The sequence below is a fragment of the Methanosarcina siciliae T4/M genome, from assembly GCF_000970085.1.
Lineage (GTDB): Archaea > Halobacteriota > Methanosarcinia > Methanosarcinales > Methanosarcinaceae > Methanosarcina > Methanosarcina siciliae.
The window spans coordinates 2,543,924-2,560,382 of the sequence record NZ_CP009506.1 but is presented as its reverse complement, the minus strand read 5'-3'; the positions used below and the strand labels follow the sequence as shown (position 1 = coordinate 2,560,382).

The following is a 16,459-nucleotide window of genomic DNA, read 5'->3' as shown; positions in this document are numbered from 1 at the left end:
CCCCCGGTATTTTGATATTAAGTTCCTTCCCCAATTTTATTCTATAGAGGCATGCAGGTGTCCTTCAAAAGATCTGCAGAATTCTGCCGGACACTGCTCCACCGGGCACTCATGGATATACTCCAGAACATCGTTAAGTTTTGCGCTCGCCAGGGACACCGATGTATCCGCACTCCCATAATAAAGACGGATCTGGTCTTCATTCAGGACCCAGCCACATGGGAAGACAACATCATTAACATCTCCACTGCGTTCATACAGTTCCCGAGGTCCGAAAACCCATCCTTCGGACCTGTGGAGGACTCTCCTCGGGTCTTCAAGGTCAAGGAGAGCCAGCCCAAGCCGATAACTTAGTTTTGATGTTGTTGGGCGCACTCCGTGGTACATAATTAACCATCCGTCGTATGTACGAATCGGCTGAGGGGATAAACCTATCTTACGGGCATCCCACCACCCTCCTTCCCTTGCATATAGCAGCACCTGATGGTTTCCCCAGTTCCGCATATCCGGAGAAAAGGAAATCCAGATATTTGCCTTTGCCCCGCTCATCGAAGAGACCGGCCTGTGCAACATTGCCCATTTACCGTTAAACTGCAGCGGAAAGAGAGCAGAATCCTTATTTTCAGGAGGTAGGGTGGCTCCTATCCTCTCAAAATTACGGAAATCCCTGGTAAGGGCCAGGGATGTGAGGGGGCCGGAATCCGAAAAAGCAGTGTATGCCACAGCCCATTTTCCCATCTCATCAATATAAGTTATACGTGGATCTTCAATGCCGTATATCTCTTCAGGGTAGTTAATAGCATCCGGAGTCAAAGTTGGTTCGGGGTCAATTTCCCAGCCGTCTATCCCGTTATTACTCTTGGCTACCGTAAAGTGAGAAAAGCCCCTATGGTCTTCAACCCGCACCATTAAGAGAGTTTTACCTTCAACCATGGCGGCTGCGGGGTTAAACACCGAATTAGCCTGATACGGCCAGTCTTCAACAGTAAGGATAGGATTTTTTTTGTGCCTTACAAATAATTCTCCGTGGTCCTTCCAGATCATGTTCTCACTTCTCAGTCGATTTGATTTACCGCTAACAGGCTCTTTTTCTTTGTCAGGCCCTCGCTCCTTGCTGAGGGCTGGAATAGGGCACTGTAAGCTTCATCTGTGCATTTATTTAAAGAGCTTAAAGCCAGGAGGAAGCAGATTACGGATTCTGCACCCTGGTTGCAGTTTATCCCATCACAGTTGATCCCATCGTAGACCGCGCCTGTTAATGAGTCATACATGGGAATTTGCAGGCGGTTTCTGCCCAGGAAATATTCAAAAGAGTACCTTGCAAGTTTCAGATATTTACTCACCCGAACAGCCTCGTAGGCTGAAATGTAAGCCTGGGTCAGGTAGCCCGCTTCGATTGGCTGCTGGTCAAAAATCGGTTTCTCCCCGCTCCAGGAGTACCAGCCCTTATTTCCAATTATATCAAAAAAATCGCCTTTCCACTGGGTTTCGGTGAGAAAGTCCAGAGTGGCAAGCCCGGCTTTTCTGTAAGTGCGGTCTTTGGTGTATTTGTACGCAAGGATCAGGGATTCACTCAGTTTTGCATTGCTGTAAGTTACTGTGGGTTCAAACCATTCCCAATCTTCTTTTCTGTTAGCCTCATACAGGTCGACCAGAGAATCGGCATGGCTGAGAAATAAGGATTCAAAAGTATCCCTGTCTATGAGGGAGTCTACAGCCCTGACAGCATCCCTGCGAGAGTTAAATATTGATTCAAATGAGTCCGCATCAACGCCTGCCCTGAGCATTTCATACAGCCCGCATATTGTGTAGGCTTTTGCCCGCGGGTAGCTCAAATTTTCCATCTGTGTTCCGGCTTTACTGATGAGTGTGTGTGCAAGAGTACGCATGTTTTTTGAAAGATAAGGGCAGCTTATCACATGCCCAAGCCCGTAGACTGCCCGCCCCAGAGTGTCTTCACTGCCTTCTTCGTCCAGAAACTCTCTTTTATAGTTCATGAAGTTGTGGAAGTGTCCTGTGTCGGTCTGGGCATGTTCGAGAAAACTCATGTAGGTGGTAATCAATTTCCAAAGCTCTTCGGCTTTTTCCTGGCTGTCGATAAGCTGGGCCAGTGCAGCAAGCCCTCTACCCATATCATCAGTACTGTACCCGTAATGCCTTGCCGGAACCCCCAGATTGGTATGCTGGATAATCCCCACATTATCGGTCAGCAGTTTGAGGTGGTCGAGTTTTATTTCGGGAAGCTGGTCCGGCAGGAAATTGAACCGGTTTTGGGTTCCGGAGTAGGGTCTGTATTGCTTTAATGCTTTGGTAAAAACCACGTTGTATTCTTTTCCTATATTTTTCCAGGTCATTTTCCTCCCAAAATCGTAGGCCCTTCTGCGCATTTTGTCACACTCTTCTGGGTTTTCTATTAAATATAGAAGCGAATTTTTAAAGCCCTCTGTGTCTCCGAAATCAACGAGCAGACCCCGGTTCTCGGAAAGCATTTCCTGGGCGTACCAGTAAGGGGTGGATACTATTGCTTTTCCCATCCCAATCGCATAGGTAAGAGCGCCGCTTACTATCTGTTCCTTGGAAAGATAGGGAGATACGTAGATGTCACTGGCAAGGATATAATTGCAGAGCTCATCTTTTTCTACAAATTTATCGTGAAATAGTACGTTCTTCTCGAGCCCCAGTTCGGAAACCCTGTTTGTGAGATACTGCCTGTAGCTTTCACCATATTGCTTCCTTATAACAGGGTGAGTGGCACCCAGTATCAGGTACACAAGATCAGGATACTGTCTTACAAGTGCCGGTAGAGCTTCTAGCATGCTTTCGATGCCTTTATTCTGGCTCAGCAGGCCAAAGGTGAGTAGAAGAGGAGATCCTTTCAGCTCCAGTTTCTGTTTGTACTTCTTGCAGTTGTTAAACGGATAATCAGGTAAGCCGTGAAAAATCATCTCGATTTTTTCATCCGGAACTTTATATACTTCTTTTAACATCTCGACTGCAGTCTGGCTCATTACAACCAGCTTTTCGGAATATCTTATGAGCTGCTCTGTAGATATACGATATTCCGGTTCCGGTTCCTTAATTACCGTATGCATGGTGGTAATTACAGGTTTGTTTATTCCTGAAAGCAGAGCAAAAATATAATCTCCCGCGTTTCCCCAGAAAAGCCCGAATTCATGTTGAAGACATACGATATCCGCATCGGACTGGTTTATAAAATCTGCAGCCCTGTAGTAATCTTCAAGTCTGTTTCGTTCTATTTGAAAAATGACCTCTTCAGGATAGTTGTAAGTTTCGGAAGGGTCATTAAGAGCAATGACTTCGCAATGTACATCGTCATGCACACCAGATACCGAATTTAAAAGATCAAAAGTAAATGTTGCAATTCCACATTCTTTCGGAACATAAGTTCCTATAAAGAAGACTTTCAACTGTTTATTCAACTTTTTTCCCCCACTTAAAGTAATCATGTTCTTACTTCCCGCTTTCGGGACTTAAAACACTTAATTCGGCTTTTCCCCCCCTTATAACATTCAATTAAGCATTTACTCCACTTAATAACATTTAATTAAACATATTTTCACTTAATAACACTTTATCAAACTCGTACTCCCTATTAATCAAATTGCATTTCACTAACTGCATATATCCATCAGAAAATGTGCTATTGTTTAAAAAGACACAAAGCCAAAAACATATTGTTCTTTTTGAAAACTCTGATCTTAACCGCTTAATTTACTGCTAAAAGGCGAGAAATACAACCCCCAACCGAGCACTCACTTTACTAAAACTTAGTCAAATGAGTAGCAAAATAATGATTAGATATAGGAAATGTATTCACTTATATTTAATATTATTTATAAATATAATTCAACTAGTTAATGAAAATAAGTAATAAAACTTCTGGAAAAATTATTATTTCTAAAGTCCTATTAGTTCTTTTAAACAAAAAAAATATAGGAAATAAATCAGACAGCTTAAAAAATTTATTTACAGTTTATGTCAGGGCACAAATGCAAAAGATATCTTTCTATAAAAATCAAGGGTGTTTTTGTAATATACCAAGCATCTGATTTAAAGGTAAAACTTGTCTATCTATTATGCTATTTGCGTTCCTGTATTCGTAGTAAGTTTTTTCTCGTGAAACATATTAAAATTATTAATTAAGTTTTCATAACTATTTTATAATAGAACATATAAAGTACGATATAACTTATTAAATTAATTGCATTTATTGGGTGTAATTTGTTTGTACTGTTAATTTCTGCAAATTTATCCATGCAAGAAATCAGATCCTGAAAAGGAAATGGTTTATGCTATCTTTAATTTTTTACCTTGAGAAGATAGCCTCTGATCCGAAGACGTTTCAGGATTAATTCTGGAATCTAAAACTATATTAGTGGATACTCTCCGCCAGATTCGATATTGTACCCTCAAAATTATGAATTACGGTTGAAATGGATCCCAGGTCCGAATCATGAAGCTCAAAAAACCTTAATAAACAGAATAAATTTTTAGGTTAATTTTAAATAAATTTTATTAAACAGAAGTAAGGTGATAGCTCTGTTAAATTCGAAGTTAGTAAGGAAGTTAGTAGTATTTCTTATGGTAAACTGCCTTGTCCTGTCGGTTATTCCTGCAGCTTTATGCATAAGTTCCACACCTGTCATTTACGTAGCAGGTGATGGGAGCGGAGATTTCAATTGTGACGGAACAGATGACCATGTTCAGATAAATCAGGCCCTTAAATTCGTTGCTGAAAATTCTGAATATACAACTGTCCACCTCAAAGGTCCTTTTACCTATGTTATTGACGATACGCTTCTGATCGGCAGCAATACTATCCTCGAGGGGGACTCCGGTGTAAAAATAAAGCTTGTCAGTAATGCTAACTGGGAGGCTTGGAAGCCGATGATTAAAGAAAGAAACACCGGAAGCAGTGGCATTACTATTCGAGGTTTTACAATCGACGGGAACCGGGAAGGAAATACAAATGTGGTAAGCGGAAAAGGATATTATAACCTTATCCACCTCAGCAGCTGTCAGAACATAAAAGTGTATAATATGTATCTGACCAACAACCACGGGGACGGCCTGAAGACCAATAAATGCACAAATGTCGAGTTCTATGATAACGAAATCTACCTGCTCGGGCACGACGGGCTCTATGCCAGTAGCTGTTCTGACGTGGAAGCTTACGGCAATATAATAACCTGCAGGACAAACAGTGGCCTCAGGCTTTATAACACAAACAAAGCCAGCTTCCATGACAACGTTATTACCTCTGAAGGCTCAGGAGGAGCAGGCATTGAAATCCAGAAATATAACACTCCTTCAATGGACGATATTGAAGTCTACAACAACGTAATCTATAAAACTGCTCTTGCAGGGATCTGGATTTTTGGCTCAGGATCCTATTCGGTTTCGACGGCAAACGTTTATGTCCACCATAACCAGATCTATGATACCGGAACCAAGACCAGCAACAGTATAATCGGAGGAATCGTATCCAACGGGTTCGGCGGGCTCATTGAAAACAACGTTATCGATGGGGCCTACGGAGCTGGAATTGTCCAGAAAACTGTTTATTCCCCGGCTCCTTCCGGTTCAGGTTTTGTTCTTACTATCAGGAACAATATACTTTCAAACTCCAGGTCCTCTTCAGGCGGGGGAAGCGGATACGGAATAAACAATGAGCTGTCCGGAACTCATTCTTTTATCCTGCAGAACAACTGCGTCTACGGAAATGCAGGAGGAGATTCCAGAAATGTCCAGCTTTCGGCTTCTGATCTAAAAGTAGACCCCCAGTTTGCCGATAGAAACAGCCACGACTACCACCTGAAATCAAAAGCAGGAAGATGGAACGGAAAAAGCTGGGTCACTGACAGCACGAGCTCCCTCTGCATCGATGCAGGATACAGCGCTTCGGACTATTCTAAGGAGTCTCAGGACAACGGAGGCAGGATTAACATAGGAACATACGGAAACACAAAGTATGCTTCCAAATCCGGAACAACGGAAGTAGTTACCAATCAGGTTCCTGTGATGAATTCCATTCCGGACGCTGCTGTTAAGATAGGAAAAAGTCTGACCTTTACAGTAAGTGCTTCTGATGCAGAGGGGGACAGCCTCAGTTACTCGGCTTCGAACCTACCCACCGGAGCAGCTTTTGATAGCAAATCAGGGGTTTTTTCCTGGACTCCGGCTGTCGGACAGGAAGGAACGTACAGCGTAACCTTTATGGTAAGCGATGGTAAACTGACGGATTCAGCTACGGCAACCATAAACGTTTCTAAACAGGAAGACACTTCTAAGCAGGAAGATCCTTCAATTATAACAGGAGAGATCTACGATAACCGCTTGCGTGAAGCATCGCCTGACATCGTCTACCAGAGTTCGTCCTTTATTGATGTCGGTGCAATGAGTATTGGCCGGTACAGAGATATAATGTGGTTTGACCTGAGCGAGTATGCAGATTCCGAAGAAATCAGTAATGCGACTCTTTCCCTCTACTGGTATTACCCTGCAGGAAAAACAAGACCTGAAGATACTGTGATTGAGATTTACAGGCCTGCCGATTCCTGGAACCCGGACTACGTGAGCTGGAATAAAAAAGACAAAGGGGTTTCCTGGAAAAATGCAGGAGGAGACTGGTACGACAGGAACAGGGTTCTTCAGGGTAGTACTCCGTATGCTACAATAACTATCAAGGGAAGTATCCTTCCTGACAACAGTTACTACGAGCTGGACGTAACCGATCTAGTAAATGAATACATCAGCGGAAAATACGATAATACCGGTTTTCTGATTAAAGCCCACACGGAAAACAATAATTACATAGCTTTCTATAGCAGCGACTGCGGATATGAAAACCAGAAACCCAAACTTACTGTAACTGAAGAGGGATCTGTAAACCAGGTTGATGTCCAGCCTATTGATGTGACCGTAAGCGGAGCAAAGGACAACCGACTACGTGAAGCTTCCGCTGAAAACGTCTACCAGAGTTCAACCTATATTGATGTAGGTGCGCTAAGTGGAGTTAGCAGGTATAGAGATCTGATGCAGTTTGACCTGAGCGAGTATGCTGATCATAGCGGGGTAAACAGTGCGACCCTTTCTCTATACTGGTACTATCCTTCAGAGAAATCAAGATCGGAAGATACTGTGATTGAGATTTACAGGCCTGCCGATTCCTGGAACCCGGACTACGTGAGCTGGAATAAAAAAGACAAAAGGGTTTCCTGGAAAAATGCAGGAGGAGACTGGTACGACAGGAACGGGGTTCTGCAGGGCAGCACTCCTTATGCTACAATGACGATTAAGGGCAGCGACCTTCCGGATAACAGCTACCATGAGATCGACGTGACGGATCTGGTAAGCGAATACGTCAGCGGCAAATACGACAATACCGGTTTTCTGATCAAAGCCCGCACGGAAAACAATAATTATATAGCTTTCTACAGTTCAGAGGCAGGCAGTGAGAATCAGCGTCCTAAATTGAATTTGCAATTGAAGCAGTAATTAATAGGCAAATTTAGCTTCAGGAATGCATCTCTACGGGATGTGGGTTGAGCATGAAAAAATAATGTTTAACCTCATTCCTGTATATTTTTTCAGATTTTCTTTCTACTTTCTTACTGTTTTTTAAGTGATGCCCCGGGTTGATCAGGTCCTGACCCCGAACTTCTTTTTTTTCAGAACTTTTTCAGTGGGAACTCCTTGTGTTACGTTGGATTAGTTATTTTAATCAAATCCTTTCTCTTTTAGAAAATAATTTACTATTTTTCTTCCCGTTGTTCTACATGATGTCCTGTTGTTTCGTGTAATATATTAATATTTTTTATAATGTAATTTGATTTTTTCCGGTGTCTTATTGTTTCTTATTTGTTCCTTCTTTTCGTTATCAATTTCCCCTTCGTTCCCCAATAACAAAAAAACTTAATAACATGAATTCCATACACCTGACTGTTGTATTTATGTTAGAGTGTTGGCGATAGCTATGGTAACAAGTCAGGAAAGACAGAGAGCAAATCTGGCCAGAATGAAAAGAATAATGAAAGAAATTGAAAGCACGCAAAATGACTCTGATCTAATAGCCGAATTAAGTGTACTTCTAAAAAAACAATATCCATTATCCTTAAAATGGCACATGATTATCTTTAAAAGTGAAGTCGAAAAGAGCTTAAGGTATCTTGACGACATTAGAAAAGAAGAGGCGAAGATACCTGGAGGTAGGCAGAAAAAAGAACCAAAAGGAGGTTTAAAACAGGTTTATTATAAATCTTCGGATATACCCCGCGCCTTTAAACTTGACTACTGCCTGGTATATGACTCTGAAAAAAACCAGTATAAATGGTTAAGGTGCAGTACCCCCAGAAATTCAAGATCAAAAGTCTTTACAATTCCTATATCTATGATTGGAAAGTACAAACTTTACTGGAGCGAAGATGCGAAACAGAAATGGGGAGAAGACAGTATAGGACAGAGGGAATTAGCGGAAAGGGCGATCAATAATTAGAAAATACCGGATGTCTCAAAAACCCTCAAAATTTCAACCTATTTACTCCCGAAGAACAGGCAGGTTTTTCTTGAAAAATTTCCTGAATATATGTCTAATTTATCTTATACTTAAAAAAGAAGATTAAAACTAAAGGTACTAAACAAAAGGCATTAAAACTGAAGAAAACTGAAGATTAGATAACAAATGTTGATGTATGTGGAATCGATCCCTGTACGGTCTAATCTCCAGCAAAGGGCATAAAGTGCCTGTTTGGATTCAGGCAGGCATTTCCTTATTCAGGATATAATTAACCATTTCCGGGTTCAGCTTACTTTCCCTTGAAACTCTTTTTTCGATCTCTTCTGTAGATTTACCTTCCATTTTCATTTCTTTAATCTTTTTGATTGCTGAAGCTGGAATGTTGTAATATTCATTAATATCTTTCCTGTGTCCCCAGACATCTCCTTCGAGAAGCTGGACACGCTGCATCTGCAGGAACATCTCTATAGATCTTGAGACCGTGCGCCTGTATGATTTTGGCAGCTGAATTACTTCAATTTTCGGGCAGGTTTCAACCAATCCAAAGATATCCTTGTTTGAAGGCCTGAATGCCAGGTGAACTATTCTTTCGTTTGGATTCAATGTAAAGATTTCTTCTCTGGAACTGACTACTCTAATTTTCATGTTTTCCCCCACGGAAAGTTGTTTCATATTCTAAGTCGGTTTAAGGTTCAATTTCTTTATGTTTTAATCACAATACATACTACATCAACTTATTATAAATAGTTGTCTCATTAAGCTAATATTATTTCAATAGTATATCGGTTATTTTACTCCACTCAGGCCTTTAAGAAAACACATTAAAATGCCTTAAAATGGATTAAAAACTCTAATTAGAGTTTTATTCATAAATAATGTAATATTTATTTCCCTTGATCATATAGAAAAAATTTATCTAAACTAACTCAATTATTCAGGCCATTTAATTCTGGATTTCAGGTTTTTTAATTCTGAATTTCTTATTTCAAGTTTGAAGCCAAATAAAGGTCAAAAAATGAGTTCGCTGTGAGTTGTTTTGCCTAAACTCCTGAGCTGATTGCTTGTAAACATGAAACTATCTGAAGTAAGAATATAAAAAATAGTATTCTGCTATTTGTTCGAAAATTGGTGGCAAAAAATTAAGTCAAAAACTGGTTTGTTGAGAACAGATTCGGCTTGGAAAAAGGGTCAAAACGGTTTAATAAAATAGTGAGTATAGCCCGGCACGGATTCGAACCGAGGTTGCAGGATCCAGAGTCCCGCATGATTGACCACTACACTACCGGGCTTCGATGATTTTTCGCTGTGGGGCGTGATTCTTGCGCCCTGAAACGTATCTTCTAAAGGAAGATTTTATATATATAGCTTTCGGGTGAGCGCCCTTGAATCTACCAAAAATTCAATAAATTGAATCATAAATTAAAATCTCTAAAAATTTAATTTAGAAACATGAAATATTTTTCAAAATGAAGTTTCTCCGGTTCAAGGAATTATTCTGTCAAAAAATCGAAAAGATCGGTTACTTAAGTATTCCGTCACAGACTTATTTCATCACAGACTTTCTTCTGACTGGTTAAGGACAGCAGTCCACCACCAGCGGGCCATGTCCATGAGGTCTTTGGAGAACTGGCCGGAAAGACGGTATTCTTTATTTTTTATGGCAATAAGCCCGGCTCCGAGGAGTTTATTGCGCATTGCATAAAAAGATGCTCGACCTATCTGGAGCTCTTCAAGAATGGTCTTCCATTCATCCGTTCGGATGGCGTTGCCTGCTTCCTGTCGTTCTTCAACCATTGACAGGAATTTCTGTCCCCGTACAGCAGTTGCGTCTTCCTGAAAAATACGCCTCATTAAATTATAGTATGGGTCTCTTGAATGGCCTATACGGGTATTGGCATCCGACCGTATCACTATAGTGGTTGCTGTTCTTGGTGCGTTTTTCACAAGTGGCATTGTCTATCAGGCAATTGGAATTAAATTTATAAAATCTCAGGCTGCAGAATCAGTAGATGATTTCGAGGGCGAAGCAACTATCTTCATTATCAGGTCTATGTACTCCTCTCTCAAAAGGTAAACCATGGGGGTTTTATAGGATTCTTTATGTGCCCTCAGGATTCCGAGTTTCGAATGGATATAGCCTACCATGGATGCTACCGTGTTTCTTGATACGTTATACCTGCTTGAAAGCATTTCATGCAGCTCATCAATAGTCGTTTTCTTTACCTTGATGAAGATACACAGTATAGCCCTTCGATATCCATTGGAATCTACTTCAAGAAATTTCTCTAATCTGGATTTTACTTTAGCTCGGATGGATACCATAATTACCACCTCTACTGATATAGTAAACAATGTCAGTTATAGATCTATATATAGGTTTGTAAATTTATTCGTTCTGATGAGAATGGATATTAAAGCCCCCGTTCTTCAGGAAATTATACTTTGCTTCAAGCTCATCTATGAGTATAGATATGTTCCTTCTATAATATATCGCTTTTTATCATCCTTTCTCACTATCTGTACACCTGTGGGTTTCTTAAAATCGCCTTGACCAAAAGCCGGACTAGTATATTTTCATTTTTAACTATTTTTTTCGATAAAGCACTCCATTCGTTTTAAATTTGAAAAAGCCTGTTAGGCCCCTTTGATGATTTAAACACTTGGATAATATATTTACTTACTGACATTATTATTTTCTTACGAACATATATATTAAGTTTGTGTTCAAATTGCTAAAATAGGCATAGTTTATTTGATTGATATAACAAAAGTAGGAGTTTTCTGTTCTTTCACGCTAATTTCAAGGTCCGCTCCTGATTCATTATAATACAACAAAACCTGAACACGGTCTTGTTTTTATAAATCACTTGTTCTTGATCCTAAATATAATTTATTTTTTAAAATAAATTGATTACATATACAAAAGAGGTTTAAACGTTATTATGGTAGGAATATGCGGCAACTTTAATTGGAGTTCTAAATATCTGAGATTATGCGGGGGCAAGGAAGAACAAATGACTTTAGAGAAAAAAGGCGTGTAATTGAAACTGCAATTTTCCTTCAAAAAGAAGGATTATTCCTAAAAGAGGGATCAATTTTAATAGGGTAATTACCTTAGACAGAAATCAAAAAGGAAATTAAATAACATACCTGGGACAGAGAAAATTACTTTCCAGGATTCAGGCCTCATTCAGGAGCGGATAATGTGGAATATAAGTACGACCTTAATGAGAAAACTCTTTATATTGATGAAAACCGAATACCTGCGTATAGCCTGGAAAAAAACGAGATTGGCAACTGCACCAGTTGTGACTCAATTCTTGTAAGCCTTAGCTATCATGCTTTTGGGGAGACTATTGCAGTCATAACAAAATGCACTTCATGCGGAGCCTTCTACGCAAATATTTATGACTCGGACTGGAACTGGATGGGCGAAGTCCTGATAACACTCCTTCCGATCCCCATACCTATAAGCAACCCTGTAGTTGACAGCTGGGAAGAGCTTAAAGCCGTCCCCATAAAAAAACTTGAAGCCGTTTTTTCAAAGGGAGAGATCGAAGCCCTCTTTGCTCGGGCAAAAGATAAGACTCCTGTCCGCCAGTACCTTTATAGAGCTCGTAAAAAATACGAACTTTTTGAAGAAATCTTTGATTTAAGGTTGGAATTATAATTTTGTTACATCTAAATTCCTGATTCTGGACAAAGAATAGGGAGTGGTTGATTAAAAAAGCCAGTTTAAAAATATGTAATTATATAAAGTTACTTGACATTTAACCAACTCCACGCGTATAAATTCTGATAATATTAATTTCATTAAAATAAACATCTACAATTCTGCTTTGAACTTAAATTAATTACCTGAAAAGACGCTGGAAAATGTGTCTGAATCTGAGAAAAAACATATATAAGTATAGAAAAATATAATATAGATAGAATATTTATACACAGTATAACTACTTAACTAAATTTTGTCTAATTATACATATTAACACTCTAATTTAACTTTTTCTAAACTTTCTTTGGCATTAGTTCACATATGTGTTTTGCATAGTACTTGATGTATGCAGTATAGAGTTTTTACTTCAAAAACTAATATATAAATATAGTACAATAAAAAAATTTTATATCATATTGTTTATATTATTGGTGTAAATATGTCAATAAAATTTGAAATAATTTATATAGTTGGATAATTTATATTATGAGCTCATCCCAAAACCCAGTTTTTAATCTCAATTGTCAGAATTGCTCAGGATTGCTCTCATAATCAGAAGCTCGATTGGTTACTTAAAATACGAGATCCAAAGAAGCAAATTTTGAGTTTTGGGATCAGCTCTATAAGAAAAACAATTTTCATCCCAAAACATTTTATTTAATTTTTCGTCCTCATTTATAGCTCTTATTCGACTAACAAAATAGATCAAAAAAATAATAAAACTTATGGTATTGTTAATTAAGTATAGATAACTCTTTATTTCTGTGTTTCATCAATAGAAGAACAGAGTACTTTAGCATTTCAATACTCTTGGTATAACACTTTGTCTTTCGTCTCAACCTTGCCAGAAAGTGCCTTAATATGCCGTTATATCCTTCAACTGTATACGTTTCTGCTTTGGATTGAGTATGAATAGTTTCAGGAATAAACTCTGCATATGCCCTCCAGTGATCAGTCATCACTTCTCCAATCTCTTTCTTCTTTAATTTTTCCCAGAGTAGTTGTCCAGTTTTCGTTCCCCTGCTACCAAAAGAGCAGTTGATGAACTTTTTCCCAACTCTATCAACAGCAATCCAGATCCAGCAATATTTTTTTTGTTACCGATGTAAGTGTGCATCTCATCCAGTTCAACAATAGATATCTCATTTTCGCTTTTTAGCTCCTCCATCTCCTGACCAAATTTCTTTATCCATTTTTGGACAGAAACATGACTTACCCCTAAAAATCGTCCTATTGAGCGAAATCCTAATCCCTCAAGATAAAGTTGCAAAGCCTGTCTCTTAACTAAAGGAGAACTAGCAGTTGATTTTAGCTCGACTGAATAGTTATACCCACAATCGTGGCATTTGTAGCGTTGACGTCCACAAACTATACCGTTTTTTGTGTGATTGGAACTTTTGCATCTTGGGCAATTCATGCAGAAATATAGGTTTTCATAATATATAACTATAATTAACTACCAATACCAAACTTATTTATCAGACATTAAATTCACCTTTTGCTGAACAAAAGGGCAATTTTGTAATATCTCTAATGAATAATTATTATTTATTTGCATGAGAGATTTATTTGGTTTCATTCAGTCATATTTTCACGGTTTTTCTTACTCCTGCCGGACCCTATCTGATCCTAAAATCAGTTATTTGTACATACTATAGGAATATATTTTCCCTTGGGTTCTATTTCTCTATCTAGCCCCAATTTTGTTAAGTCAATCATTACAAGTACTATAGGAATAGAAAGTATTTTGCCGATCACCGCACCATTTAATGCAAAAAAATATTTCAGGAAAATAATTCTGAATCTGGGAACATCTATACACATATACATTATGAATAGTAAAAGCTTCCTTCAATTTTGTTGTCCAAAAAAATATTTTCGATAAATAATTATACACTATGACCAATCTAGATTATTTAACAAAATATTGATGGAAATTGCTATTTTGTACATATGTGTTTTCAAGGATATTTGAGTCACATCGTCTACCCTATTTCATTCAAACATAATATTATAAATATAAGCCAATTTAATATTGCTGGCGAAAAATACAGACGCTTGAATAATATGTTTTAAACAGTTTTATCTGCGATAAAAAATATCCTCGTTTTAAAAATATATATTAGAAAGATATCCATTATAATATCTGTATTTATTTTCTGTTGTCCTTTATCCATAAATTCAATAAAATATATATTTTACAAAAATGTAACTAAATGTACCTATAAATTATTTATTATTTAATTACTATTTTTTCAAAGAGTATATTGAAATATCTATTTCGTAAAGTGAATCTTAAACGTATCTTGAGCATATGACTACACCTTATAATGTATTTTTAATATGGTTATTTTTTCAGGAGATACATATACTTTGAAACGTTTATTTGAACATATGCTTTGTAAATTATAGTTATAAAAAATGAAAATTTAAATCTTTTGTTTGATATCTATTATATAATAGAGAATTATTTGGCAAACAGTGTTTAATTTGTCTGTATATCTAAATATATATATATTATCCTATTGTTTCAGGATAATTTTCTAAACTCGTATATAGTAAATAAAACATAATATTATGTATGTTTTTATTTGTCTTTGATTTTATATTGGTTTAGATTTAGAGCAGTTTATTATACAACATATAGAAAATATATGTGTGAATATCTTTACTTAATAATAATTAATTAGATATATGTGAAATTTGTTAAAAAAATCGAATAAATGTTAAGTATTTATTTTATGATATAATATAACCAAACATAGTTAAACAAATTTATTTATGTTAAGCTATACTCCACTATATACTGATATATAGGTTTTTTGAAGAAAGTATATTTTTTGAGATTTTGTGAAATAATATTAACCTATAATTATATAATTATTTTTGATCTCATCCGTATACACTATTCAAATGGGATTTTGCATGAAAAACATATCTCGATTTTTGATATATTTTTGATGCATACTTGTATATTTTTTCGACTTTCTGGCAAAATTTTTGATTTATTCCATATTTATCGCACATGATATTCTTCGTATAAAAGCTCAAAAATAAAACATAATTTTTTTTAATCGAATATTTTGATGGTCCATCTTTATCCGATTGATGTTTTGAAACACCTAAATGTCAGTATTTCCTTCAAAGTCCACTTTGACTCTGTAATCCCTGCTTCTCTTGCAGGTGTATTTTTGCATTCAACCCCTCTTTCATCTTTGTATCTTAATCCTCCATGCCCTCTACAGAAGTTAAAATACGTGCAATAGAGCTTCATCTGTATTTCTAACCATTCTTTCATTTTTGAAAACCCTATTGTTTTCCTTGACACTCTGTTGTTATCCTGCCTGAAGGTTAGGTTTTGTCTTTCCAGTAAAGTTGTTGATATTTCGCTTTGTTCAATGTCTTCTCCAAAAATGATTTTCTTCTCTACTTTCTCAAGTACTCCATTTTTTCTTGTTTTTACTACCTGTGCACACCTTAAATCCTCAGAGGAAACGATTTTTGGTTTCTTTGGTCTTCCTCTTTTCCCAGTTCTTGGGAACTCTATCAAAACTCCAAATTGTTTTAAAAGAGCTTCTTTATAAAAGTTCAACCCATCTGTGACAAAAAGAGGGATTTTATCTGGAAGATGTTTGATAGTTAACTCAACCAGTTTGTCTGCAACATACTGCTTTCTTGGACCTATTACAAAGTCAAGAATTAGCCTGCAACCTGGTGCAAAAGATACCCACATCCAGGGCCCATCATCTTCATAATTTTTCATTCGTGGGAATATTTTTTTGGATTATAACCCATAGTTCATCCATTTCTACCTTTGACACATCTACGTTCTTCATCATAGTATCATTTACTTTATCGCATTGTTCAGCTGCACGGGATAGCCAGCGCTTTACGCTGGCAGGTTGTACCTCTAAAACATCGGCAATAGCTTGAATGCTCATTCCTTTCATAGACATCTTTAAAGCTAAATCAATTGTTTTATCATCTTTGCGAAGATCATGATAAAAAGTACCTGTATGGTTGCAAAATGCTTTGCCACATGCATGGCAACGATATCTTCTTGTTTTTTCTCCACGGCTTATGTAAGTTCCATTTCCAGTAACATTGCCTTGACCAGTAAGGCCGTAGAGCTTGCAGCCTTTGTTAGGACAGGCAACGTCAGTAAATTGTGGTTTAGGACCTCTCTTCCCCATAATATAAACATATAA

The 16,459-nt window shown here is 37.5% G+C and carries 10 protein-coding genes and 1 tRNA gene; 3 read left to right on the top strand and 8 right to left on the bottom strand.

Features of this window, described 5'->3' with window-relative positions; genetic code table 11:
• Positions 1–36 precede the first annotated feature (36 nt).
• Together MSSIT_RS10880 and MSSIT_RS10875 are read right to left on the bottom strand one after the other, a co-directional pair.
• Complete coding sequence (locus MSSIT_RS10880; protein ID WP_048172352.1) at positions 37–1,044, bottom strand: glycoside hydrolase family 130 protein; 1,008 nt, start codon at positions 1,042–1,044, stop codon at positions 37–39.
• An 11-nt stretch (positions 1,045–1,055) separates the two neighbouring features.
• Positions 1,056–3,440 (bottom strand): glycosyltransferase family 4 protein, encoded by a 2,385-nt coding sequence (locus MSSIT_RS10875; protein ID WP_048174694.1) that lies wholly within the window; start codon positions 3,438–3,440, stop codon positions 1,056–1,058.
• Positions 3,441–4,602: 1,162 nt separating this feature from the next.
• Here MSSIT_RS10875 and MSSIT_RS10870 point away from each other — a divergent pair.
• Complete coding sequence (locus tag MSSIT_RS10870; RefSeq protein ID WP_231589760.1) at positions 4,603–7,518, top strand: disaggregatase related repeat-containing protein; 2,916 nt, start codon at positions 4,603–4,605, stop codon at positions 7,516–7,518.
• A gap of 478 nt (positions 7,519–7,996) precedes the next feature.
• The gene (locus MSSIT_RS10865) at positions 7,997–8,515 is read left to right on the top strand and encodes a hypothetical protein (RefSeq protein ID WP_048172348.1); all 519 of its coding nucleotides are present in this window, start codon (positions 7,997–7,999) and stop codon (positions 8,513–8,515) included.
• Positions 8,516–8,773: 258 nt separating this feature from the next.
• On the opposite strand, the gene MSSIT_RS10860 is transcribed toward MSSIT_RS10865, so the two are convergent.
• From MSSIT_RS10860 to MSSIT_RS10845, 4 genes are all read right to left on the bottom strand, one after another.
• Positions 8,774–9,181, bottom strand: coding sequence for a DUF1699 family protein (locus tag MSSIT_RS10860; RefSeq protein WP_048174693.1), 408 nt, complete (start codon positions 9,179–9,181; stop codon positions 8,774–8,776).
• Between the two features lie 571 nt (positions 9,182–9,752).
• Positions 9,753–9,825, bottom strand: a tRNA-Gln gene (locus MSSIT_RS10855).
• Positions 9,826–10,087: 262 nt separating this feature from the next.
• Positions 10,088–10,489 carry a hypothetical protein gene (locus tag MSSIT_RS10850; protein WP_048172346.1) on the bottom strand — a complete coding sequence of 134 codons (402 nt, stop codon included), beginning with the start codon at positions 10,487–10,489 and terminating at the stop codon, positions 10,088–10,090.
• A 36-nt stretch (positions 10,490–10,525) separates the two neighbouring features.
• The gene (locus MSSIT_RS10845; RefSeq protein ID WP_048065388.1) at positions 10,526–10,858 is read right to left on the bottom strand and encodes a DUF2551 domain-containing protein; all 333 of its coding nucleotides are present in this window, start codon (positions 10,856–10,858) and stop codon (positions 10,526–10,528) included.
• Positions 10,859–11,741: 883 nt separating this feature from the next.
• Here MSSIT_RS10845 and MSSIT_RS10840 point away from each other — a divergent pair.
• A complete protein-coding gene (locus tag MSSIT_RS10840) occupies positions 11,742–12,206 on the top strand; it encodes a hypothetical protein (protein WP_048172343.1) in 465 nt (154 codons plus the stop codon).
• Between the two features lie 779 nt (positions 12,207–12,985).
• Here the strand turns inward: MSSIT_RS10840 and MSSIT_RS22035 are convergent.
• Positions 12,986–13,668 (bottom strand): IS1 family transposase gene (locus MSSIT_RS22035; protein WP_148704729.1). Its coding sequence is split into 2 segments (ribosomal slippage): positions 12,986–13,345 and positions 13,348–13,668, totalling 681 coding nucleotides; the frame shifts between segments, so codons are not numbered across the junction.
• Between the two features lie 1,680 nt (positions 13,669–15,348).
• Positions 15,349–16,444, bottom strand: a protein-coding gene (locus MSSIT_RS22030; RefSeq protein ID WP_156158937.1) for an IS1 family transposase whose coding sequence is annotated in 2 segments (ribosomal slippage) — positions 15,349–16,021 and positions 16,020–16,444 — 1,098 coding nt in all. Because the reading frame shifts where the segments join, the coding sequence is not laid out codon by codon here.
• Positions 16,445–16,459 lie beyond the last annotated feature (15 nt).

What these genes read in the sequence shown, in the direction of transcription:
- MSSIT_RS10870 (WP_231589760.1), top strand. Translation starts at nt 4,603, where the DNA reads ATGGTAAACTGCCTTGTCCTGTCGGTTATTCCTGCAGCTTTATGCATA.
- MSSIT_RS10845 (WP_048065388.1), bottom strand. Translation starts at nt 10,858, where the DNA reads ATGGTATCCATCCGAGCTAAAGTAAAATCCAGATTAGAGAAATTTCTT.
- MSSIT_RS10860 (WP_048174693.1), bottom strand. Translation starts at nt 9,181, where the DNA reads ATGAAAATTAGAGTAGTCAGTTCCAGAGAAGAAATCTTTACATTGAAT.
- MSSIT_RS10865 (WP_048172348.1), top strand. Translation starts at nt 7,997, where the DNA reads ATGGTAACAAGTCAGGAAAGACAGAGAGCAAATCTGGCCAGAATGAAA.
- MSSIT_RS10880 (WP_048172352.1), bottom strand. Translation starts at nt 1,044, where the DNA reads ATGATCTGGAAGGACCACGGAGAATTATTTGTAAGGCACAAAAAAAAT.
- MSSIT_RS10850 (WP_048172346.1), bottom strand. Translation starts at nt 10,489, where the DNA reads ATGCCACTTGTGAAAAACGCACCAAGAACAGCAACCACTATAGTGATA.